The 20,543-nt window shown below is 63.9% G+C and carries 22 protein-coding genes and 1 pseudogene; 8 read left to right on the plus strand and 15 right to left on the minus strand.

The features are described 5' to 3' along the window. Nucleotides 1-17: 17 nt before the first annotated feature. From GYA95_RS09480 to GYA95_RS09495, 4 genes are read left to right on the plus strand one after another with little or no spacing between them, the layout of a single operon-like run. Nucleotides 18-1,061, plus strand: a complete 1,044-nt coding sequence (locus GYA95_RS09480) for an acyl-CoA dehydrogenase family protein (RefSeq protein ID WP_161551379.1) — start codon at nucleotides 18-20, stop codon at nucleotides 1,059-1,061. Continuing rightward, nucleotides 1,058-1,813, plus strand: a complete 756-nt coding sequence (locus tag GYA95_RS09485; protein ID WP_015270344.1) for a PIG-L deacetylase family protein — start codon at nucleotides 1,058-1,060, stop codon at nucleotides 1,811-1,813. The genes GYA95_RS09480 and GYA95_RS09485 overlap by 4 nt, the downstream gene beginning before the upstream one ends. Nucleotides 1,814-1,824: 11 nt before the next feature. Next, a complete protein-coding gene (locus GYA95_RS09490) occupies nucleotides 1,825-2,424 on the plus strand; it encodes a class I SAM-dependent methyltransferase (protein ID WP_015270345.1) in 600 nt (199 codons plus the stop codon). Beyond that, a complete protein-coding gene (locus tag GYA95_RS09495) occupies nucleotides 2,421-3,080 on the plus strand; it encodes a glycosyltransferase family 2 protein (protein WP_015270346.1) in 660 nt (219 codons plus the stop codon). Before GYA95_RS09490 ends, GYA95_RS09495 begins: the two co-directional genes overlap by 4 nt. Before the next feature lie 222 nt (nucleotides 3,081-3,302). On the opposite strand, the gene ku is transcribed toward GYA95_RS09495, so the two are convergent. From ku to GYA95_RS09550, 11 genes and pseudogenes are all read right to left on the minus strand, one after another. Beyond that, a complete protein-coding gene (ku, locus tag GYA95_RS09500; protein WP_015270347.1) occupies nucleotides 3,303-4,124 on the minus strand; it encodes a non-homologous end joining protein Ku in 822 nt (273 codons plus the stop codon). A 74-nt stretch (nucleotides 4,125-4,198) separates the two neighbouring features. Next, a complete protein-coding gene (locus GYA95_RS09505; protein WP_013972638.1) occupies nucleotides 4,199-5,104 on the minus strand; it encodes an SDR family oxidoreductase in 906 nt (301 codons plus the stop codon). Between the two features lie 127 nt (nucleotides 5,105-5,231). Then, nucleotides 5,232-5,819 carry a 5'-methylthioadenosine/S-adenosylhomocysteine nucleosidase family protein gene (locus GYA95_RS09510; protein WP_015270348.1) on the minus strand — a complete coding sequence of 196 codons (588 nt, stop codon included), beginning with the start codon at nucleotides 5,817-5,819 and terminating at the stop codon, nucleotides 5,232-5,234. 56 nt (nucleotides 5,820-5,875) lie between these two features. Next, nucleotides 5,876-6,982 carry a carboxylate-amine ligase gene (locus GYA95_RS09515; protein WP_015270349.1) on the minus strand — a complete coding sequence of 369 codons (1,107 nt, stop codon included), beginning with the start codon at nucleotides 6,980-6,982 and terminating at the stop codon, nucleotides 5,876-5,878. A 6-nt stretch (nucleotides 6,983-6,988) separates the two neighbouring features. Then, nucleotides 6,989-7,942, minus strand: coding sequence for a N5-glutamine methyltransferase family protein (locus GYA95_RS09520; protein WP_015270350.1), 954 nt, complete (start codon nucleotides 7,940-7,942; stop codon nucleotides 6,989-6,991). Continuing rightward, nucleotides 7,942-9,276, minus strand: a complete 1,335-nt coding sequence (locus GYA95_RS09525; protein WP_043935628.1) for an iron-containing redox enzyme family protein — start codon at nucleotides 9,274-9,276, stop codon at nucleotides 7,942-7,944. Before GYA95_RS09525 ends, GYA95_RS09520 begins: the two co-directional genes overlap by 1 nt. A 21-nt stretch (nucleotides 9,277-9,297) precedes the next feature. Continuing rightward, nucleotides 9,298-9,495 (minus strand): hypothetical protein, encoded by a 198-nt coding sequence (locus GYA95_RS09530; RefSeq protein ID WP_015270352.1) that lies wholly within the window; start codon nucleotides 9,493-9,495, stop codon nucleotides 9,298-9,300. A gap of 50 nt (nucleotides 9,496-9,545) precedes the next feature. After that, a pseudogene (locus GYA95_RS09535) lies at nucleotides 9,546-9,665 on the minus strand (general stress protein); the annotation flags it as partial. 205 nt (nucleotides 9,666-9,870) lie between these two features. Continuing rightward, complete coding sequence (locus tag GYA95_RS09540; RefSeq protein ID WP_161551380.1) at nucleotides 9,871-11,154, minus strand: NTP/NDP exchange transporter; 1,284 nt, start codon at nucleotides 11,152-11,154, stop codon at nucleotides 9,871-9,873. 4 nt (nucleotides 11,155-11,158) lie between these two features. After that, a complete protein-coding gene (locus tag GYA95_RS09545; protein WP_015270354.1) occupies nucleotides 11,159-12,067 on the minus strand; it encodes an aldo/keto reductase in 909 nt (302 codons plus the stop codon). Nucleotides 12,068-12,156: 89 nt separating this feature from the next. After that, nucleotides 12,157-13,020, minus strand: a complete 864-nt coding sequence (locus GYA95_RS09550; RefSeq protein ID WP_013972645.1) for a Dyp-type peroxidase — start codon at nucleotides 13,018-13,020, stop codon at nucleotides 12,157-12,159. 184 nt (nucleotides 13,021-13,204) lie between these two features. Here GYA95_RS09550 and GYA95_RS09555 point away from each other — a divergent pair, with 184 nt between their 5' ends. Further along, on the plus strand, nucleotides 13,205-14,098 hold the full coding sequence (locus tag GYA95_RS09555) for a bile acid:sodium symporter family protein (protein WP_015270355.1): 894 nt from the start codon (nucleotides 13,205-13,207) through the stop codon (nucleotides 14,096-14,098). 35 nt (nucleotides 14,099-14,133) lie between these two features. Here the strand turns inward: GYA95_RS09555 and GYA95_RS09560 are convergent, their stop codons facing one another. Beyond that, nucleotides 14,134-14,601 carry a sterol desaturase family protein gene (locus GYA95_RS09560; RefSeq protein ID WP_015270356.1) on the minus strand — a complete coding sequence of 156 codons (468 nt, stop codon included), beginning with the start codon at nucleotides 14,599-14,601 and terminating at the stop codon, nucleotides 14,134-14,136. 166 nt (nucleotides 14,602-14,767) lie between these two features. On the opposite strand from GYA95_RS09560, the gene GYA95_RS09565 reads away from it, so the two are divergent. Next, complete coding sequence (locus tag GYA95_RS09565) at nucleotides 14,768-15,277, plus strand: GNAT family N-acetyltransferase (protein WP_015270357.1); 510 nt, start codon at nucleotides 14,768-14,770, stop codon at nucleotides 15,275-15,277. 132 nt (nucleotides 15,278-15,409) lie between these two features. Here the strand turns inward: GYA95_RS09565 and GYA95_RS09570 are convergent, their stop codons facing one another. Further along, nucleotides 15,410-16,978, minus strand: a complete 1,569-nt coding sequence (locus GYA95_RS09570) for a sensor domain-containing diguanylate cyclase (RefSeq protein ID WP_015270358.1) — start codon at nucleotides 16,976-16,978, stop codon at nucleotides 15,410-15,412. A gap of 152 nt (nucleotides 16,979-17,130) precedes the next feature. Between GYA95_RS09570 and GYA95_RS09575 the strand changes: the two genes are divergently transcribed. Both GYA95_RS09575 and GYA95_RS09580 read left to right on the plus strand, forming a co-directional pair. After that, complete coding sequence (locus GYA95_RS09575; protein ID WP_013972651.1) at nucleotides 17,131-17,631, plus strand: DUF4142 domain-containing protein; 501 nt, start codon at nucleotides 17,131-17,133, stop codon at nucleotides 17,629-17,631. Nucleotides 17,632-17,639: 8 nt separating this feature from the next. After that, entirely contained in the window at nucleotides 17,640-17,891 is a 252-nt protein-coding gene (locus GYA95_RS09580) for a hypothetical protein (RefSeq protein WP_015270359.1), read from the plus strand. A 175-nt stretch (nucleotides 17,892-18,066) separates the two neighbouring features. Here GYA95_RS09580 and GYA95_RS09585 read toward each other — a convergent pair whose 3' ends face one another. Together GYA95_RS09585 and codA are read right to left on the minus strand one after the other, a co-directional pair. Next, nucleotides 18,067-19,059 (minus strand): DNA-binding protein, encoded by a 993-nt coding sequence (locus GYA95_RS09585; RefSeq protein ID WP_161551381.1) that lies wholly within the window; start codon nucleotides 19,057-19,059, stop codon nucleotides 18,067-18,069. Between the two features lie 228 nt (nucleotides 19,060-19,287). Further along, the gene (codA, locus tag GYA95_RS09590) at nucleotides 19,288-20,529 is read right to left on the minus strand and encodes a cytosine deaminase (RefSeq protein ID WP_015270361.1); all 1,242 of its coding nucleotides are present in this window, start codon (nucleotides 20,527-20,529) and stop codon (nucleotides 19,288-19,290) included. Between the last annotated feature and the right edge of the window lie 14 nt (nucleotides 20,530-20,543).

A 20,543-nucleotide genomic window follows, 5' to 3' on the forward strand; every position in this document is an offset into this window, starting at 1 on the left:
ACCAAGGAGCCGAGCCCATGAGCATCGTCCAGGATTTTGACCTGACCAACCTCGATCGCCTGTTGCGGGCCTTCGGCGAGCGGCAGCAACCGCTCAACCTCGATACCCAGTTGCCGCAGCTGATTCAGGCACTGCAAGCCGACCACCTCGACCTGCTGCCCCTGCCTGGCCAGGGCAATACGCTACGGCGCTGGCAAGCCCTCGCCCGGGTGGCTGGCTGTGACCTGGCCTTGGCCAAGCTGTACGAGGGCCACACCGACGCGGCGGCGATCCTTGCCGAATGCGCGGCTGCACACCACGCTGCCGAGGGTATATGGGGCGTGTGGGCCGCCGAACCGCCGGATGCCCGCGCCTGCATTGTCGCCCGTGATGGCGACCAGGTCCGCCTGGAGGGTCGCAAGGCCTGGTGTTCGGGCGCACTGCAGATCGACCGGGCGCTGGTCACGGCCTGGGACCAGCACGGCCAGCCCCAGCTGGTGGCCATCGAACTGTCCCATCCCAGCCAGGACCTTGCCATAGACCGCTGGCAGGCCATCGGCATGGCCACCACCGCCAGTGTCGAAGTCGAGTTCAACCACACCCCTGGCATCGCCATCGGCCGCCCCGGGCAATACCTGTCACGCCCCGGCTTCTGGCATGGCGGTGCTGGCATTGCAGCCTGCTGGTACGGCGCGGCCGAGGCATTGGCCGATTACCTGCGCGAACACTGCCGCAACCCCCGCCCCGACCCACATGCCGATGCTCACCTGGGCGCGGTCGATGCCGCCTTGTACGGCGCCAGGGCGGCACTGCGCGAATGCGCGGCATGGATCGACCGCCAGCCAGGCGCAGACGCCAGCTTCGAAGTGCGCCGCACCCGCGCCCAGGTGGAACAGGCCGTTGAACAGGTGATCCACCACGTTGGCCGGGCGCTGGGCGCCACTCCTTTCTGCCGTGACAACCACTTTGCCCGGCTGAGTGCCGACTTGCCGGTGTTCCTGCGCCAGAGCCATGCCGAGCGCGACCTGGCGGCGCTCGGGGAGCAGTTGGCAAAACAGCCGGCGGGAGTCTGGCAACTATGAGCGAGAACCTGATCCAGGCGAACAGCGGTACACCGTGGGCGGACTGGCAGCAGGCCGCGCACCTGGCCAGGGCCACCTGGATCACCCCTCAGCAATTGTGCCCGCCGGGCCGCCGCCTGGTGCTGCTGGCACCGCACCCCGATGACGAGATTCTCATGGCCGGTGGGCTGCTGGCGGGCTTCCACGGCCGGGAAGACGACCTGGTGCTGATTTCCGCCACCGATGGTGAAGCCAGTCACCCCGGCTCTACCCACTGGAGCGAACACCGCCTGCGCCGGCAAAGGCCACTGGAGAGCCGCCATGCCCTGCAACAGCTTGACCTCGACCTCGGCCGCCTGGACTGGCGGCGGCTCCACCTCAAGGACGGCGCGTTGCCACGTGACGAGGCGTTTCTACTCAACCACCTGAGCCAGTTGCTCAGGCCTGACGACCTGCTGATGGCTACCTGGAGCGGCGATGGCCACTGTGACCACAAAGCAATAGGCCGGGCTGCCGCGCAGGCGGCCCGGATGCGCAAGGTGCAATGCCTTGAGGTACCCGTGTGGGCGTGGCACTGGGCACGACCGGACGACCCGCGTCTGCCGTGGCCGCGTGCCCACCGCATTCAGCTGGACGAGGCCAGCCTGGCCCGCAAGCGCAAGGCCCTGGCCGCCCATGTCAGCCAACTCGAACCGGACGGCCAGCGCCCGCCCGTACTGCCGCCGAACTTGCTGGATTGTCTGCTGCAACCTTTCGAACTGGTGTTCCTGTAAATGGAGTTGTCATGAGCCTCGACCCACAGTATTTCGCCGACCTATACGCCACCAGTGAAGACCCTTGGGCCTTTCGCACCCGCTGGTACGAAAAGCGCAAGCGCGAGCTGGTCATGGCCTGCCTGCCGCGCCAGTGCTACCAGCGCGTGTTCGAGCCCGCTTGCGCCAATGGCGAGCTCAGCGCCTTGCTGGCCGAGCGTTGTGCCAACCTGGTGTGTCAGGACCTGGACCCTACTGCGGTAGCGCTGGCCGGTGAACGCTTGACTGGGCTGCGCAATGTCTCGGTGGAGCTGGCGCGGCTGCCGGCGGACTGGCCAGGTGGGCGTTTCGACCTGATCGTGCTGAGCGAGGTGGGTTACTACCTCGACCCGACCGACTGGTTGCAGGTGATCGAACAGTCAGTGGCCAGCCTGACCTACGACGGCGGGCTGCTGGCCTGCCACTGGAAGCATCCCATCGCCGGCTGCCCGCAGGACGGGCGTGAAGTGCACCGCATGCTAGCCCGGCACCTTCCGCTGTATCTGCAGTTCCAGCATGACGAGGCGGACTTCTTGCTGGAGTACTGGTCCTCTCAGCCCAGCGTGGTCGACCTGGACGAGACCTGCCCATGATTGGCGTGGTCATTCCGGCGCACAACGAGGCGCGACACCTGGGGCGGTGCCTGCGCGCAATGCAGGCTGCTGCCCTTCAGGCTCGGCAGTCGGGGCAACGGGTCGAGGTACTGGTGGTACTGGACCGCTGCAGTGATGGCAGTGCCGCTGTGGCAAGGCGCTACGGTGTGCAGATGCTGTCGGTGGATGCCGGCAATGTAGGCTTGGCCCGCCGGGTGGGCGCGGCACACATGGTCGAGCGCGGCGCGAAATGGCTGGCGTTCACCGATGCCGACAGCCGTGTGCCGGAACATTGGCTGCTTTCGCAACTGGCCTGTGATGCCGAGGTCGTATGCGGCACGGTGCATGTCGAGCACTGGCAACCCTGGCAGACAGCGGCCTTGCGCAAGCTGTACCACAGCCGTTACCAGGCACATGAGGGGCATCGGCATGTGCATGGGGCCAATCTGGGTGTGTGTGCCGACGCCTATGATCGTGTGGGCGGCTTCCAGCCACTGGCGGCGCATGAGGATGTGCAACTGGTCAGCGACCTGCAGGCCAGTGGTGCGCAGATCGTATGGACCGCCAGGCACAGCGTGGCCACCAGCAGCCGGAGCGACAGCCGCGCCCGCGAAGGGTTTGGTGATTATCTGGCTGGGTTGCAGACACAGGTTTGATGAGGCTTGTGTTTGACTCCTGGTTCAGCAGTTTCTGTAGGAGCAGCCTTGTGCTGCGAAGAGGCCGGTACTGACAAAGCCTGTCTATTGCTTGTACCGGCCTCTTCGCAGCACAAGGCTGCTCCTACAAAGGACGCTTCAAACGAGCGATATTTGTTCTCCGCGCGACAGCGCGGCCCCAAAGGGCTGGGCAATTTCCCACCCAGTGCAAGCGCAACGGAATCACGACGCCTTGCGTGTCTTCTTCGCCGGCTTCTTGCCACCGAGGCTGCGCTTGAGCAGTTCGGTGAGGTCGAGGATGTCCGCGCCTTTCCCTGCTTCCGTCGCCTCGCCCTTCTCCACAGTCTCGATCTTGCCCTTGCTGGCCTTTTCTTCCACCAGGTCCATGATGGTCTGGCGGAAGGCATCGTGGTAATCCGCAGGCTTCCACTGCCCGCTCATGTCTTCGACCAACCGCTTGGCCATGTCCAGTTCGCGCTTGTCCACCTTGGCCTCGGTGACGCTGCTGTCCAGCTCCAGCGTTTCCAGCCCGCGCACTTCTTCGGGCCAGCGCAAGGTGATCATCACCAGCGCATCATCCAGCGGCCGCAACAACGCCAGGTGCTGGCGGGTGTGCAGCACTACCGTGGCCAGCGCCACCTTGCCGGTCTTCGCCAGGGTTTCGCGCAGCAAGGCGTATACCTTGCCGCCACGGCGGTCGGGGGTAAGGTAATACGGCGTGTCGAAGTGCTGCAGCGGGATCTCGCCAGCCTCCACGAAGGAGAAGATATCGATCGTCTGGGTCGCCTCGGGCCGGGCCTTGCGGATTTCCTCCTCGCTGATCACCACATAGCGGCCCTTCTCGAACTCGACGCCCTTGACGATGTTGTCCTTGTCGATTTCCTTGCCAGTGACCTTGTTCACCCGCTTGTAGCCGACCGGCTCCATGCTGCGCTTGTCGAGCCAGTCGAAATCGACCCGCTCGGTGCGCACCGCGGTATTGAGGGCCACGGGGATATGCACGAGACCGAAACTGATGGCGCCTTTCCAGATTGCCCTAGCCATTGAAGGTGCTCCCAGGGTTGCCTGCCAATACCTGAATCGACTGCAACCGGCGGCGAAGGTTTAGCCGCCCCGCCCTACGGCAGCGGGTTGCCGCCGGTCACGCCGAACACCTCGCCGGTGATGTAGCTGGACTCCTGGCTGGCCAGCAACACATACACCGGCGCACACTCGGCGGGTTGCCCCGGTCGCTTCATCGGCGTTTGTGCGCCGAACTCGGGGATTTTCTCCGGCGGTTGGCCGCCACTGGGCTGCAACACGGTCCAGATGGGCCCCGGGGCCACGGCATTGACCCTGATGCCGCGCTCGATCACCTGCTTGGCCAAGGCCTTGGTGAAGGCGACGATCGCGGCCTTGGTGGTGGCATAGTCGAGCAAGGTGGCCGAAGGCTGGTAGGACTGGATCGAGGCGGTGTTGATGATGGTCGCCCCCGCCGGCATCAGCGGCACGGCCGCCTGGCACAGCCAGAACAGCGCGTAGACGTTGGTTTTCAGGGTGTGGTCGAACTGCTCGTGGCTGATCTGGCTGATGTCCTTGCGCGCTTCCTGCTTGCCGGCGACGTTGACCAGGATGTCCAGCCCGCCAAGTTGCTCATGGGCCTGGTCGACCAGCTCCTTGCAGAACTGCTCATCCTTCAGGTCACCGGCAATTGCCACCACCTTGCGGCCTTCGGCTTCAATCAGCTTGATGACTTCGCGGGCATCGGGTTGCTCGATGGGCATGTAGTTGAGGGCAATGTCGGCACCCTCACGGGCAAAGGCGATGGCCACTGCACGGCCGATGCCCGAATCCGCACCGGTGATCAGCGCCTTGCGCCCTGCCAGGCGGCCAAAACCCTTGTAGGTGGTTTCGCCGTGGTCTGGCTCGGGCTGCATGTTGGCATCCAGCCCCGGTGCTGGTTGGCCTTGGGCCGGGAATGGTGGATGCGGGTACTGGGTCAGCGGGTTCTGCATGCTGAACTGGTCGTGGGGTTTGTTAGGCATGGGGGCCTCTCCTCTGGTGTACCGGTGTTGGCCCATTCGCGGGCTTGCCCGCGAAGGCCGTCCTACCGTTTTCGAGGAGAGCCTTCATCGATGGTTTTTTTCGACTGGCCCAAACACCGACCAGCGGTCACACCGGGCTAAACAGCACCCGCCTGAAGGCCTCGGCAGCCAGGTGCACCTGTACCGCCCAGTCCTGCGCCGCATCACTGCCGGCATCATCGGAAATGTACTTCAGGCACACGAACGGGATGCCTTCGCTGCGTGCGATCAGCGCCAGCACGTAGGCTTCCATGTCGACCACGTCATAGGGTGCATCGCCATGGTTGATCTCGAAGCTGTCGCCACTGCCGCAGGTTTCCAGGGCCAGGCCGGGGATTTGCGCCCCATGCTCCAGCACCACCGGGATGTCCGACAAAGGTGTCTGGTAACGGGCGAAGCCCAGTGGGGTCACATCCATGTCGCGCTGCACGAAGCGGGTGCAGCACACCACCTCGCCCTTGCCATGGCGCTGGCTGCCGGCCGAGCCGAGGTTGACGATCAGCCTGGGCCGGCGCGCGGCAATGGCCTTGGTCAGGGCGATGGCGGCATTGACCTTGCCGATGCCGGTAAACACGGTATTGACGTCAGCGAATACATCGCCGGCCTCGGCTTCGAGGGCGAAGACAAACAACGTGTCGTCCAGGGAAATGTCGGGGAATTGCTTGATCAGCATCATGGCGCAGGTGGTTCCGGGTGGCTGCGAAAGGCGCGGCCATTTTCGGTCAACCCCGGCTAATTGCAAGCCCCGGCGGCCACCACGGCTCGCAATGCCTGCGCCCTGCCCAAGCCTGCAGCGCTGGCCTGGGCCAGGCATTGCAGCTGCTGGTCGGCATGGGTGCCATCGCGCAGCAGGCGTTGTGCATGCAGGAAGGCGCGTTCGGCGTCTACAGTGTCGATCGGCAACTGTTCCTGCAACTGGGCCAACCAACCTGCGGCCGTGACCGGCTGCTGCTCATGCAGGCCAATGAACTCGCCCTGGCGCCCATGGCGCATGGCGCGCCAGTAGTTTTCCTGGGTGATCCAGCGCTGCTCGCGGTTGCAGGCGGACGAGTCGTGCCGGTACACGATGCTGTGCTCGACCAGGTGACGAAATAGCGCGGCGATGCACAGCGCGTCCTCCAGCCGCGGGCAGCCATCGCAGATGCGCAGTTCGACCGTCGGGAAGCGCCGTGAAGGCCGGATCGCCCACCAGAAGTCGCCATCCGCGGCCAGCGACCCTGTGCGTTGCAGCAATGCACGGTAGCGCTCGTAGGCAGCCCAGTCCGGCAACGGCTCGGGCAAACCCATGTGCGGCCACTCCCCGCAAATTACCCGCCGGTAGCTCATGTAGCCGGTGCACTGGCCTGCCCACAGCGGGGATGACGTGCTCAGCACCAGCAACAGAGGCAGCCAGCCCAGTACACGGTTGATCAATTGGATGCGGTCGCAACCTGGCGGTACGCCCACGTGAACATGCAGGCCGTTGAGCAGGCTGCGCCGCGCCACATGCCGGTAGTCAGCGAACAGTTGCTGGTAATGCGCAGGGGTTGCAGGTTTCTGACGCAGCCAGGCGGCATTGGGGTGGCTTGCCGCGCCGTACAGGCCCATGCCCTCTTCGGCCAGCGCTGTGTTCAGCCGCTGGCGGCTGTGCTGGAAGAACTCGCGTGCCTCTAACAGGTTGGCGAACACCGGCGAGGCCACCTCGATCTGGCTGCGGAACATTTCCTGGGCAAAATGCTGGCCCAGCGCCTTGCGACAACGCCCGAGCACGGCTGGCGAAGGTGTGGCTGGCACCTGCCCCGTGTCCAGGTTCACCAGCAGGTATTCTTCCTCGATGCCGAACGTGCAGGGTCGGGCCATGCTGCCTCAGCTGTTGCGGGTGACTGTGAGCACCACCGCAGCGATGCGCTCGACCTGCTCGTAACCGGGTTCGTTCAGTTGCTCGCCAAACACGTCCGGGTCGATTTCCCGATATACCCAGGACCATTCCGGGCCCGCCAGGCGCAGGCGAATGGCTTCGAGCAAGGCATCACGGCCTTCGCTTATCGCCACTCCGGTATACAACAGTAGCGAGCCCCCTGAGCCGAGCCGCTCGCAAGCTTGCTCGACGATACGCAGCGAAAGCTGCGCGCCGAGCGAACCACCGCCATGCCGATAGGTACGTTGGCAGGCATCCAGCATGTACGGCGGGTTGGCAACGATAAGGTCGAACAGCCCGGTAATGCCGTCGAGCACGTCACTGGGTTCCACGGAAACATTGCTCAAGCCCGCCAATGCCGCGTTGATCGCGGTGTAACGCAGCGCGAGCGGGTTGATATCCACGGCGCTGACATGGGCATGGGGCGCCGCGCGGGCGATCAGCAAGGCGCCGACACCCGTGCCGCACCCGATATCCACGGCATGCTCGACACGCTTGGGGGTGCGTTGCAGGTGATCGTGAATCACTTGGGCGAAACGGTAGCTGTCGGGGCCGAGAAACACTGCGTCGGTTTCCTCGGTGGGGTAAGCAGAGTGCAGCAGCAGCAGGTCGTCGATCGTGGACCAGCGCACGGTGCTGATCAGCAGTTCTCCGTGCTGCTTGAGCACCTGAGCCCGACGCATCTGGTCCAGTTCATCGGCAGAAACCAATGATGAACGGAATGGGCGGCTCCAGCCGAACACATCGCGCACTGTCCTGGCTTGCCCAGCCTCCGGGCGCGCATTCACGCGAGCATGGGTTGCCGGGGTGACGCAGGTGAAGCGGTAGCCGTCGGCGCGCAGGCGCCTGCCCAATTGCAGCATTGCCTGGTCAGCCTGGATTTGTTGTGGATCGAGCAGCATCAGCGGGTTACCTCCTGATTCAGGCCGGTAGCACGCAAGTAGCGCCGGGTGGCCAGCAACCCTTCCGGTGTCGCATGACGGTTACCGGACATCGTGTCGATCAACGTCTGGATATCGGCGTCCGGGGCAGGAGTCGCGAGCGTATCATCCGATTCCACCTGCACCTCCCAGCTGCCGGGCAGCACGCGACGCCCGCGGGCTTGCAAGCCTGCAGCGATCCAGTCGTGCCATAGCTGTTTTTCATACGCCGTGAACACGCCATACATCGGTGCCGAGGGGCCATCGATGAGTCCCCACCAGCGGCTGTTGGCGGGTGCTTCACCACGGCGGATCCAGCCCTGTGCCTGCAAGGCTTGCAGAAACGCGGGCATGGCACCGGGCTCGGCCAGCCATTGGTTGACGGTGCGTTTTTGCAAGCGGCAATGGTCGGAATGCATGAACTGGCCAAAATTGCGCTTGCGCTCCAGTGCCGAAAGCAGCTCGGATTCAAGAAAGAAGCTGCTGATCAGGCTGGGTGTATCAAGCCCCAGGTCATTCAAGCGGTACCCGCTGCGCACCCGCTGGTAAAACTGGCCAGCGTCGTCGACCGGGCAGAATTGGCGTAGCGCCTGGATGGACAGATGCGCATGCCCGCTGGCCGCGTTGTCGATGGTCACATGAAGCTGGAAATAATGGCCATCGATGCCCACTTCCGCCAGTTCGTAAGTGGTAATCAGCAAATGCAACGGTGGTTGTTCATAGCCCAGGTTGTAGCCGATCAGCTCGGGAAGAAAATCATCGCCATGGCGCCCCAATGCCAACTGCAAGGCACCTTGCAGGTAACGCTGGTCGTCCAGTTCAGTCAGGCCCAGGCAACCCAGCCGGCTCAACAGCCGTTGGTAGATCAGCACATGGTTGCAGCGCGGATCACCGCCACCCAGTTCTTCCAGGTAGGTGCGAATCAGGCCGTGATAGCGCGGATCGCCCCAGTGGCGCAAGGTGCTGTGCAGCCATGCCCCGTCCACTGCCTTGGTTGGCGCCACTTGTTGCAGGAACCACAACGCCTGGGCGCGGTTGGCAAAGTAGCGCCGAGGTGCGCCTTGGCGGCGTTGTTCGAGGTAACTGGCATAGGCTTCGGCCACCTGGCTTGCATGGCCAGCGCTCCAGGCTTCCAGCTGGGCAGGATCGGCAGGCAGGTCATCCGGCAAACGCTGCGCGCGTGCCAATTGGTCGCTCAGCCAGGCTTTGCTCGTGGTGTCTTGGCTCACGAGCAGCTTGTGGTAACGCTCCTTCAGGCTTGGCCCAGTTGCCGAAGCCGGTATCACCGCGCCGGTCTTGCGGGTCATTACCGTCATGCCGTAGTCCTTGTCCGCGTTTTATTGGCTGGGTTTCTGCCCGGGCATCGGTTCAGGGTCCGGCGCCGGTTGGGTAGCGGGTTTGTCGCCGGATTGCTGCATCTGCAGCGAAGGTTTGCTTTGGTCGGCATCCTTTGCCGGGTGGTCGTTGTCCCGGTCGAAACAGCCACCCAGCAAGCCAAGCGTGCCCACAAGTGCTATCAGAGGGATCAATCGCATGGGGTTCTCCTCATGCAGTGCCCGATCACCCGGGCACTGCGTAGGCTCACTTACGAACGGCCGCCCTTGCGGCCCGATTCGCTGGTACGGCCACCACCGGATTGCTGGCCGCCCTTGCGCCCAGCTTCGGAGGCTTTTTCGCGGTCATTGGCAAAGTTGCCCGGGTTCTTGTTGCCACCCTGGCTGCCTTGCTGGTTGCCGGTGCGGCTGTTCTCTTTGTTGGCCATGGTCTTAAACCTCGTATGACTTCGGAATGCACGGCATTACCCGCCGTACACCTGTTGGGAGTTCGGTCATTTCGGTGGATTCGGTTTAATGCGAAGCGTTCTGACCAGCGGCATTAAATAAGCGGCACCCGCATATTTGGCGCGCTTGTCAGTCGCGCGATGCGCTTTCCAGGCGTGCCTGTCGCCTTCCCAGCACCCCGCCGGTCAGCGCCCAACCCAAGGCAATCAACGTACCGATCAACATCGCCAGTTGCGGATACTCGCCCATCACGTCCAGCGCGCGTTTGAGCCAACCACTCAACGCATCACCGCCGCGGTAAACCACGGTGTCGATGAAGTTCTTGGCCTTGTACTTGTCCTCGACGGGCAGCACGGTAAACAGCATCTCCCGCCCCGGTCGCACCAGCGCGTACTCACCGGCCCGACGCACCACCATCACCACCACGAACACGGCGAACACCGGGGCCAGTGCCAGCCACAGGAAGCCCGCAGCCATCACCAGCGGCACCGCCACCAGCAGCACGCCCACCCCCAGCCGGCGGGCCAGGCGACCGGTGAGGAACACTTGGGTGAGGATGGCCAGGGCCTGTACCACGCTGTCGATCACGCCGAACACCTGGGTTTGCCGGGTACGGTCGGTGAAGGTTTGGCTGACGATGCGTGCCTGCTCGAAATACAGGAAGGTGCTGACACTGGCGAGCAACACCACGAACAGGGCAATGCCCAACAGGTAGGGCGAGCGCAGTACGGCAGTGGCACCGGCAAACGGGTTGCCGCCCAGTGGCCGGGAATCCGCCCGCTCGGCTTGCGCCGGTAGAGGGTTGAGCTTTCGCCAGCGTTGCAGGTACAACGTAGCGCCAATGCTGCCCAGAAGAAGCGCTGCGGCCAACACCAGCAAGCCGGCATGGCCCAGCGGCGCTACCAGCAGCGTGCCCAGGATGGGGCCGCTGAGCCCACCCAGGCTGGCCCCGGCCGCCAGCAGGCCGAACAGGCGCTTGCCTTGTGCGGTGGAAAACAGGTCGGCGAGCACGCTCCAGGCCAGCGATATGCTCAGCAGGTTGAACACCGACAGCCAGATGTAAAAGGCCCGCGCCGCCCATGAAGCTTCCGGATTGCGGGCGAACAGCACGGCGAACAGCAGCAGGTTGCTGGCGAAAAAGCCGTAGGTCCAGGGCAGGATGTGTCGGCGCTGCACCTGGGAGGCCAGCCAGCCAAACAGCGGCAGGCACGCCAGGGTGGCGATGAAAGTGCCGGTGAACAGCCATTGCAGGTTGTCCACGCCACCGGCGACGCCCATGGTTTCGCGCACCGGGCGCGACATGAAATAGCCAGTGAACAACAGGTAGAACAGCAGCAAACCGGCGATCACCGCTGGCCCTTCGCCGGGCTGGATGTTCAGCCCCTGGTCCAGGCGCCGCCGCCAGGCTGTCATGGTGTCAGGCAAACTGCTTGATCAGCGCCTGTTGCTGCGCCTGGGTCAGCAACGGCCCGTGCCCGGCCTTGAGCTGGTCAAGTTGGCGCTCGGGCCGGCTCGTCGCGGGGATGACCGTGGTCACCGCCGGGTGACTGATGGCGAACTTGAGAAACAGCTGCGCCCAGCTGCCGACACCCGCCTCTGCGGCCCAGCCGGGCAAGGCCTGGTCCTTCACCCGGGCGAACAGGCGGCCATCGTCGAACGCCCGGTTGACCAGCACGGCGACGCCCTTGTCCTGGCACAGCGGCAGCAGTTCGCGGGCGGCGTCGGGGGCATTGACCGAGTAGTTGATCTGGATGAAATCCAGCGGCTCGCTGCGCACGATGCGGGCGACCTCGTCCTGGCCACTGTTCAGGTAATGGGTGATGCCGACATAGCGGGTCTTGCCCTGCTGCTTCAATTCGCGGGCATAAGGCAGCTGGGTCTGCCAGTCGCGCAGGTTGTGGATCTGCAGCAAGTCGACCTTGTCGGTGCGCAGGCTCTCGAGGCTGCCGGCCCATTGCGCTTCGGCGTCTGCCCGGCTGTCGGCGGCGATCTTGGTGGCAATGAAGCATTGCCGGTGCCAGCCGCCCTCTTCCAGCAGCTGGCCGAGAATGCTGTCGGCGCCGCCGTAGTTTGGCGAGGTGTCGATAACCCGGCCACCGCCTTCGAAGAACGCCTGCAGTACAACTTTCAGCTGCTGGTACTGGGCGGAACCGGCTTGCACTTCGAAACTGCCGGAGGTACCGGCGCCGATCACCGGCAGCGCTTCACCGGTGCTCGGCACGTTGCGGGTCAGCAAGCCCGCCGGGGCAGCGGCGTACAACCAGGGGCTGGCGGCCAGCAAGCCCAAGGTAGCACCCGCACGTAGGACATCACGACGTGCGTACATGGAAAAGCTCCCGTCATGAAGCGGAAACTTTCAAGGCTAGCCGCTGCCCCCGGCTGTGTCCGGTGTTTCTGTATCTGGATGTTTAGCGATCAGGCTTGCAGCAACAGGCTCAGGTCGACACCGGTCTCGCTCATGGGCGGGCACCAGTAGTATCCACCGGTCAGTGGCCGGCTGAAGCGGTACAGGCCGTCGATGATGCCGTCCTCCAGGCCGCTCATGCGCCGCAGCTGCACCTCGAACGCATCGAAGCTGTGGCCCAGGGCCACGAAGGCCAGGCCAGCGCCCCGTTGGTCTGCCCAGGCCACCGAACGACGGACCATGAACGCTTCTGGTTCGAAACTTTCCTGGGCCGTGCGCTTGACGTGGGCGGACTCGGGGGCGTCGTCGAGCTCTTCGTTGTCGCTAAGGCGCCGGCCGATGATGTTGTCCTGGTCAGCCTGGGGCAGCGACTTGAAGTATTCCAGGTCGTGCTTCCACAGCTGGAACGCGGCAAAGCTGGAGCCATCGGCGCCAATTGCCGCCTGCACGGCCTCTTCGTCCACCGGGTTTTCGGTGCCGTCCTCATAGCCGGTCAGGTCATGGCCGCCACGGTGCAGGAAGCCATCGACGCTGTCGGCCAGGCGCAGGGCCGGAGCCAATGCCAGCTCAAGGGCCTGGGCCCGCAGCAGCAGGTCACCGCGCTCGTCGCCACGCAGCCACAGCCACAGGGCGTGTTGGGTGCTGGGGTTCTCCACGGCAGCATCCAGCTGAGGGAAGGCGCGCAAGCCAGGTACGTCACGGCCCAGGGCCTTGGCCAGCGGGGCGCCGACACCCAGGATCAACTGTTCGCCATCGACCTGCGGCAGCAAGGCATCCAGGGCGGCAGGCAGGGCCTCGGGCGACTGCAGGGAGAAGAACAGGTGACGGGCGTGGGCCGGCACCGGGGTGGCAAGCAGACCTTGCTGGAACGGCATGACAGGCTAATCCTCGGTAAAAACAGGAATGCTACTGCGCCTGCAGGCCTGCTGCAACGCGGCATACAGCCTCGCTGGGCGCTGCGCTCGGCAACAAACGGTTACCAAGGGCTGGCGTTTTGCGATTAGCTATCAATCAGGGCCGACCTACACTCCACCGGGTCCTTCGCCCGAGAGACCGCCCATGACCGCCTCACCTTTGCTCACCGCTTTTCTACCGCTGGCCCTGGGCATCATCATGCTCGGTCTCGGGTTATCGCTGACGCTGGCCGACTTTGCCCGCGTAGTGAAGTACCCCAAGCCGGTGGTGGTAGGCCTGGTTTGCCAGATCCTGCTGCTGCCGCTGGTGTGCTTCCTGATCGCCAGCGGGTTTGGCCTGGAGTCGGCGCTGGCGGTGGGGCTGATGCTGCTGGCCGCCTCGCCGGGCGGCACCACGGCCAACCTGTTCAGCCACCTGGCCCATGGCGATGTGGCATTGAATATCACCCTGACGGCAGTCAACTCGCTGATCGCGATCCTGACCATGCCACTGCTGGTGAACCTGTCGCTGAGCTGGTTCATGGCATCGGACCAGGCCATACCGCTGCAGTTTGCCAAGGTGATGCAGGTGTTTGCCATCGTCCTGCTGCCGGTGGCGCTGGGCATGCTGGTTCGCCGCTTTGCACCCGCCTTCGCCGCGCGCATGGAGAAGCCGATGAAGCTGGTGGCTGCGTTGTTCCTGGCGTTCACCATCGTCCTGGCGCTGGCCAAGGACTGGCAGACCGTGGTTGCCTACGCACCGGTGGTGGGCCTGGCCGCGCTGCTGTTCAACCTGCTGAGCCTGGGCGTGGGCTACTGGGTACCGCGCCTGCTGAACATTCCCAAGCGCCAGGCGATTGCGATCGGCATGGAGATCGGCATCCATAACGGCACCTTGGCGATTGCCCTGGCATTGAGCCCTTCGCTGCTGAACAACGCCACCATGGCAGTGCCGGCGGCGCTGTACAGCCTGATCATGTTCTTCACCGCGGCGGCGTTTGGCTGGTGGGTGAGCCGCGGGCATGTGGCGGCGCAGCCCAAGGGTGAAACAGTGAACTGAGGCAAGTTCCCTGTGGGAGCGGGCGCCAGTCCCTGTCACAACTGGCTGCGCTTGTGCCGCAACTGCTGCTTCAACACCTTCAACGGCGGTGCATAGAAGAACCCGAACGACACACTCCCCGTTCTCCCCTTCACCGCATGATGCAACCGGTGTGCGCGGTGCAGGCGCTTGAGGTAGCGGTTGACCGGCCGTGGCTTGCGTGGCCAATGCCGATGAAAGAACCCGTCGTGGGCCACGACATACAGCACGCCGTACCCCGCCACGCCGCCACCCACCCACTGCAAGGGCGCAAAACCACCCTTGCCCAGGGCCACCAGCAGCGTGGCGATCAGCCCCAGGGCCACCAGGTACAGGTCATTGGTTTCGAGCATGCCCAGTTGCGGCTCATGGTGCGAGCGGTGCAGCCACCAGCCCCAGCCATGCATGATGTACTTGTGAGCCAGCGTGCCAACGCCCTCCATGGCCACCAGGGTGCCGAACAGTACGGCGAGATTGAACAGCATGGAACGGTCCGGGGGATGGCAAGGGAAGGCGCAAGGGTACCGATTGGCCGCGTTTTTTTCCATGCAGGCGTGACCGGTTGACGAAAGGTGTAAGCTCGGTGCGCTGCCATTGCAGCCGCAGGTGCTGGCGGCAGACCAGGACGTACAACTTGAAAAGGACTGATTGATGCGCATCCGCCCTACCCTTGAGCGCGATATTCAATGGCTCCCGGACGTCGAGCGCTCGGCGGCCCAGGCTTTTGCCGCCCGGCCGGCGCTGGCATGGCTGGCGCAAGGAGATGTGATGGACTGCGGCGCCCATCAGGCATTTGTCAAAGCTGGCGGGAGCTGGGTGGCCGAGGGGCCGGATGGGCGCATTCTGGGGTTTGCCTGTGCCCGGCTCGAGGATCAGGCGCTGCATCTTCATGAAATTTCGGTGCGCCGGGAGGCCCAGGGGCAAGGTGTCGGGCGCAAGCTGCTGCAGCAGGTGGTCGTTGCGGCGCGCCATGCGGGCGCGCGGGAGCTGACCTTGACCACCTTTGCCGATGTGCCATGGAATGCGCCGTTCTATGCGCAGTTGGGGTTCGAGGTGATCGGTGAGGGGCTGCTGGATGCACGCTTGCAGCAGATTCTGGCCGATGAGCTTGCCCATGGGCTTGAGGGCCGCTGTGCGATGCGCCTTGGCGTGGATAACTAGACCCCGGGGCTGCTTTGCAGCCCATCGCCGGCAAGCCAGCTCCCACAGGTACAGCGACAGCCTAGAGATCAACGCTGTTCCCGTGGGAGCTGGCTTGCCGGCGATGAGGCCGGTACAGGCAACCAAGGGCGTTTATTCATCTACGCCCACCACTGCACGTTCTGCCAGGCAATACCCGTCCCGCCCCCGGCGCTTGGCCTGGTACAGCGCCGCATCCGCTGCCGCCATCAGGCGCTCGGCCGTACACCCCTCCCGCGCCAGGTCACCCACGGCAATCCCCGCACTGCACGACACCCGGCCCAGTGGGCTACCTGCATGCTCCAGCATCTGACGCCGCAACAGCTGTTGCACTTCCTGCACCAGCAGCTCCGCCCCGCGGGCATCGGTATCGGGGAGCAGCAGTGTGAACTCCTCGCCCCCATAGCGCACAGCCAGGTCGGCCGGCCGCTTCAGTGCCTGCTGCAGCACCTCGGCAAAGCGCCGCAGGCACTGGTCGCCTGTTGGGTGCCCGTAACGGTCGTTGTAGGCCTTGAAGTAATCCAGGTCGAGCATCACCAGCGCCAGCGAGTAGCCCTGGCGTCGTGCCCGACGCAGCTCCGGCTCGAACACTGCGTCCAGCCGCCTGCGGTTACCCAGGCCGGTCAGGCTGTCGGTCAGTGCCAGGGCCTTGAGGGTCTGGTGTGCCTGGTGCAGCGCCCGCTCGATGACAATGCGCTCGCGTAACTGGCGCAACACCACACCACCAAACGCTGCCAGCCCCACCAGCAACAGCAGCAACACTGCCACCGACTTGATCGCATCGTGCCGCCAGGGCGCGACGATCGATTCCCGCGACAAGCCGGCCTCCACCACCAACGGGTAGCTGGCCAACGCGCGATAGCCATACAGCCGTGGCGTACCGTCCACCACGGCGACCGCCTCGGCCACCCCTTCGCTTGCATGCGGCAGGTGCTTGCGGAAGATCTCGCTGCTGCTAAGGCTGCGGCCAATCACCTGTTCGACGAACGGCCGCCGTACCAGGATAGTGCCGTCGCGCTTGGCCAGTACCAGCGCACCGCGTTCGTCGATCTTGAAGTCGCCGTAGTAGCGTACGAACCAGTCCACCTTGATGGTGCCCAGCAACACCCCGGCGAAGCTGCCATCGGCGTATTGCAGGCGCCGTGAAATGGGGATGATCAGGTCGCCAGTAGAACGGCTGCGCACCACCGAGCCAATGTGAACCCCGCGGTCGGGATGCTCGCGGTGGTAGATGAAGTAGTCGCGGTCGGCATTGTTGGCATTGGGCGGGACTACCGCCTGGTCGGTAACGATCCAGCTGCCATCCGGGCCATACACGAACAACCCGTGCAACTGCGGCATGATGCTTTTCTGCTGGACCAGCAAGGTATGCAGGCGCGGCCGGTCGATGTGCTCGAAGCCGTCGCCTTCCAGGCGCTCGGCCAGCGCCGCGGTAATTGCGTCGACCTGGCGGATGGCATCTTCGGCATGCTGCGCCGTGGCCCGGGCCAGGTTGGAGACCATGTTCTCGGCATTGGTGAAGGCGTGCCGGTAGTCGCGCCAGATGCGCCAACCTTCCACCACGACGAAGGCGAGCATCACCACCAGCATGAACGCGAGTACCAGGCGGAACAGCGCCACGGCCCGGCCCTCGCCGGTTATCGCGAAGAGCCCGTCCTCATCCTGTTTCCTGGCTGCGCACATTGAAATCCCTAGCCTTACCGCGTTCGCCGCGTTTCACTATAGTTCAGCATCACCTGGGCGCAGCCAACCAGGAAAAAGATTAAACCTTTGCTCCCCATTCACCCTCAACCGTACGCGACACTGAGGTCGCGCCACGGTTTAAGGAGTGAAGCATGAGCAGTCTCTTCATCAAGCGTGTCGGTTTTTCCATGGTGTTGGGCTTGGCATCGGTGCAGGCAATGGCGGCGAGTTCCGATGACTTCGTCGAAGCGGCCACCGAGGCCGGTATTGCCGAAGTGGTCACCGGCAAGCTGGCTCTGGAAAAAACTCAGAATGCCGAAATCAAGACCTTTGCCCAGCAGATGGTCAGCGACCACACCAAGGCCAATCAGAAACTCGGCGACATCGCTCGCAAGCTCGACATCTCCGTACCCGATGAGGCGGCAATAACCGACAAGGTCAAGAAAATGATCCTGGAATGGCGAGAGGAGTCGTTTGACAAGTCTTACGTCAACAACCAGGTCGACGCTCACGAAAAGGCGGTGGAGTTGTTCAAGAAGGAAGCCGCATCTTCCGACAAGGCTGAATTGAAGGCCTTTGCCAGCGAAACCCTGCCCAAGCTCGAACAGCATCTGGAGCATGCCAAGGCGCTTCAGGCCAAACACGGCAAGTGAGGCCCGCCATGAGTAACGATGCATTGAAAGCCGAAGTGCTGACTCGCCTGTTGCACGCTCACCCCCAAGGGCTGGGCAAGGAAGTGCTGGACAACTACCGGGGCGAGAAAGCCGTGGCCGGCATGCTCAAGACGCTGCAGGAGGCCGGTTTGATCCAGGATGGCAGCGTGGCGGTGAGCAGCGACCACCAGATCAGCGTGAACTACCCCATCAAGCTATCGGCGGCAGGTGTGGAGGCAGCCAGACAAGCCGAAGGCTGAGCGCGCCCTCCCGCCCAACCTTGTCGCACAGGGAACAAGGTTCGAAAGCGTGTCACATTCCCTGTGGGAGCGGGCGTGCCCGCGAAGGGCCCAACGCGTTGTAGGCACCGGCTCCGCCGGTGTTCGCGGCGGTTCGACGCCTCGAAACGCCCGCTCCCACAGGGCCTTTTCGCAGTTACTGCGCCGCGTTGGCGGCAGACAACTGCGACTGACACTGGTGCAGCGCTTCGTCTCGTGCCTTGAGTTGCTCTTCAAGCTGCCGCAACTGGCGAGCCTGTTCCGTGCACAAGTCGCGCCTGGCCTCCAGGTTCTGTGCCTGCACATCCAGCTGCCGACGCATTTCCTCGCTTGCACCCTGCGCCTGGGCCAGGATCGTGCGCAAGCCCTGGATCTGCGCATCACGCTGCTCCAGCAATTCGTCCTGCGCCCTGCAGGCGCTGGCGGCCTGGCGATGCTCACCCAGCAAGCGCTCGTTGTCGCGGTGCAGGCGGGTCAGCTCGTCCTGCTTGACGATCATGCCTTGCTGCAGTTGTCGCAACTCCACCTGCAACTGTTGCAGCTGCGCTTCGTGGCGGCGCTGCTCCTGTTCACGCTGTTCGCGGCTGGCGTTGCGATAGTGTTCCAGCGCATCGCGTGCATGACGGTGCTTGTCTTCCAGTGATTTTACCTGCTCCTCCTTGTCGGCCAGGCGCACCTGCAGCTCGCCCAGCGACTGGTTGAGGCTGGCACTGCGCAGCTGTTCGGCCTGCAGGGTGCTTTGGGTGGAAAGCAGTTTTTCCGATTCGGCGGCCAGTGCGGCCACATCGATCTGTTGCTGTTGGTGCGCCGCAGCCAGTGCCTGTTGGGCAATGGCCAGTTGTGCCTCCAGCTGTTCGCGCTGTCGAGTGAAGGCGCTTTCGGCCTGCTCGATCTTCAGGTCGGCCTCGTCCTGCAGCTGGGTTGCCAGTTGCCCGACCATTCGGCTCAGCACGTCACTCAGCGCAATGCCGCCCTCGGAAGCCACGGGTTGCTGGCCGTTCAACTCTTTCAGGTAGCGGTGAATCGTGGTCTTGGAGCCGGTGTTGCCCAGCTCGATACGTATCGCATCGATGCTGGGGTTCTCGCCCCGGGCAATCAGCGCCTGACGTGCCTGCTGCACTACAACCTTGTTTATACCGCCCCGGGCCATGCTTGCTCCTACGATTTTGTACCGTGTTATGTACCATGTAATTACATACCGATTATGAATACAAGCAGTTGCCCGTGCAAACATTTCCTATGGTGGAATAATCACGGCTTATCGCATGTTAATGGTTCCTGGGAGCTGTGCGCGGGGATAAACCAGTACGCCAGACAGCAAAGCGCCCCGCTCGGCTTCAAGCCGGCGGGGCGCTGCAGAATGCTGAAGCAGGGAGCGTCAGCTGTAGTGTTCAACCCTGGCAGGTGTTCTACGCATGAGCACCTTGCCGTTGCGTACCGACACCAGCGCATGCCCCTGGCTGCGCACCATTTCGTAATCGTCCGGCGCAGACAGCAGCAACAGGTTGGCCGGCCGCCCCACTTCGATGCCGTAACGCTCGCCCAGGTTCAGGGTGCGGGCGCTGTTGTCGGTGATCAGGTCCAGGCAGCGCTGCAGGTCTTCGTAGCCAAGCATGTGGCAGATGTGCAGGCCGGCCTCGAGAATACGCAGGATGTTGCCATTGCCCAGCGGGTACCAAGGGTCGACGATGGAATCCTGGCCAAAGCACACGTTCATCCCGGCCCGGTCGAGTTCGGCCACGCGGGTGACGCCGCGGCGTTTCGGGTAGTTGTCGAAACGCCCTTGCAGGTGAATGCTCTCGGTCGGGCAAGATACGAAATTGATACCCGACTGCTTGAGCAGGCGGAACAGCTTGTAGCAGTAGGCATTGTCGTACGAGCCCATGGCCACGGTATGGCTGGCTGTCACCCGGGCGCCCATGTCGCGCACCCGCGCCTCCTCGGCCAGCACTTCGAGAAAGCGCGACTGCGGGTCGTCGGTCTCGTCGCAATGCACATCCACCAGGCAGCCGGTACGTTCGGCCAGGTCCATCAGGAACTTGACCGAAGACACGCCCTGGTCGCGGGTGTTCTCGAAGTGTGGAATGCCGCCGACCACGTCGGCACCGATGGCCACCGCTTCGGTCATCAGCGCCCGGCCGTTGGCGTACGACTCGATACCCTCCTGGGGGAAGGCGACGATCTGCAGGTCGAGCAGGTGGCGCACTTCGTCACGCACTTCGACCATGGCCTTTAGCGCAGTCAGGGTGGGGTCGGTGACATCGACATGGGTACGCACATGCTGGATGCCATGATCCACCAGCATGCCGATGGTCTTCTTTGCGCGGTTCTTGATGTCGTCGTGGGTGGTGATTGCCTTGCGCTCGGCCCAGCGCTCGATGCCTTCGAACAGGGTCCCGCTCATGTTCCACTGCGGCTCGCCGGCGGTCAGCGTGGCGTCCAGGTGGATGTGCGGTTCGATAAAGGGCGCCACCACCAGGTTCTGCCCGGCATCCAGGTCATCGGCAGCGCGCGCCGCCACCCCTTCGGCCTGGGGCACGATGGCGGCGATGCGTTCGCCGCTGAGTTCGATGCGGAACAGGCCAGGCTTGCCGCGCAGGCGTGCGTTGATGATGTTCATGATGCTTCTCCCTG

The organism is Pseudomonas asiatica, from assembly GCF_009932335.1.
GTDB lineage: Bacteria > Pseudomonadota > Gammaproteobacteria > Pseudomonadales > Pseudomonadaceae > Aquipseudomonas > Aquipseudomonas asiatica.

Excerpts from the sequence above, each read along its gene's own strand:
- GYA95_RS09480 (WP_161551379.1), top strand. The coding sequence starts at position 18 with ATGAGCATCGTCCAGGATTTTGACCTGACCAACCTCGATCGCCTGTTG.
- GYA95_RS09485 (WP_015270344.1), top strand. The coding sequence starts at position 1,058 with ATGAGCGAGAACCTGATCCAGGCGAACAGCGGTACACCGTGGGCGGAC.
- GYA95_RS09490 (WP_015270345.1), top strand. The coding sequence starts at position 1,825 with ATGAGCCTCGACCCACAGTATTTCGCCGACCTATACGCCACCAGTGAA.
- GYA95_RS09495 (WP_015270346.1), top strand. The coding sequence starts at position 2,421 with ATGATTGGCGTGGTCATTCCGGCGCACAACGAGGCGCGACACCTGGGG.
- ku (WP_015270347.1), bottom strand. The coding sequence starts at position 4,124 with ATGGCTAGGGCAATCTGGAAAGGCGCCATCAGTTTCGGTCTCGTGCAT.
- GYA95_RS09505 (WP_013972638.1), bottom strand. The coding sequence starts at position 5,104 with ATGCCTAACAAACCCCACGACCAGTTCAGCATGCAGAACCCGCTGACC.
- GYA95_RS09510 (WP_015270348.1), bottom strand. The coding sequence starts at position 5,819 with ATGATGCTGATCAAGCAATTCCCCGACATTTCCCTGGACGACACGTTG.
- GYA95_RS09515 (WP_015270349.1), bottom strand. The coding sequence starts at position 6,982 with ATGGCCCGACCCTGCACGTTCGGCATCGAGGAAGAATACCTGCTGGTG.
- GYA95_RS09520 (WP_015270350.1), bottom strand. The coding sequence starts at position 7,942 with ATGCTGCTCGATCCACAACAAATCCAGGCTGACCAGGCAATGCTGCAA.
- GYA95_RS09525 (WP_043935628.1), bottom strand. The coding sequence starts at position 9,276 with ATGACGGTAATGACCCGCAAGACCGGCGCGGTGATACCGGCTTCGGCA.
- GYA95_RS09530 (WP_015270352.1), bottom strand. The coding sequence starts at position 9,495 with ATGCGATTGATCCCTCTGATAGCACTTGTGGGCACGCTTGGCTTGCTG.
- GYA95_RS09540 (WP_161551380.1), bottom strand. The coding sequence starts at position 11,154 with ATGACAGCCTGGCGGCGGCGCCTGGACCAGGGGCTGAACATCCAGCCC.
- GYA95_RS09545 (WP_015270354.1), bottom strand. The coding sequence starts at position 12,067 with ATGTACGCACGTCGTGATGTCCTACGTGCGGGTGCTACCTTGGGCTTG.
- GYA95_RS09550 (WP_013972645.1), bottom strand. The coding sequence starts at position 13,020 with ATGCCGTTCCAGCAAGGTCTGCTTGCCACCCCGGTGCCGGCCCACGCC.
- GYA95_RS09555 (WP_015270355.1), top strand. The coding sequence starts at position 13,205 with ATGACCGCCTCACCTTTGCTCACCGCTTTTCTACCGCTGGCCCTGGGC.
- GYA95_RS09560 (WP_015270356.1), bottom strand. The coding sequence starts at position 14,601 with ATGCTGTTCAATCTCGCCGTACTGTTCGGCACCCTGGTGGCCATGGAG.
- GYA95_RS09565 (WP_015270357.1), top strand. The coding sequence starts at position 14,768 with ATGCGCATCCGCCCTACCCTTGAGCGCGATATTCAATGGCTCCCGGAC.
- GYA95_RS09570 (WP_015270358.1), bottom strand. The coding sequence starts at position 16,978 with ATGTGCGCAGCCAGGAAACAGGATGAGGACGGGCTCTTCGCGATAACC.
- GYA95_RS09575 (WP_013972651.1), top strand. The coding sequence starts at position 17,131 with ATGAGCAGTCTCTTCATCAAGCGTGTCGGTTTTTCCATGGTGTTGGGC.
- GYA95_RS09580 (WP_015270359.1), top strand. The coding sequence starts at position 17,640 with ATGAGTAACGATGCATTGAAAGCCGAAGTGCTGACTCGCCTGTTGCAC.
- GYA95_RS09585 (WP_161551381.1), bottom strand. The coding sequence starts at position 19,059 with ATGGCCCGGGGCGGTATAAACAAGGTTGTAGTGCAGCAGGCACGTCAG.
- codA (WP_015270361.1), bottom strand. The coding sequence starts at position 20,529 with ATGAACATCATCAACGCACGCCTGCGCGGCAAGCCTGGCCTGTTCCGC.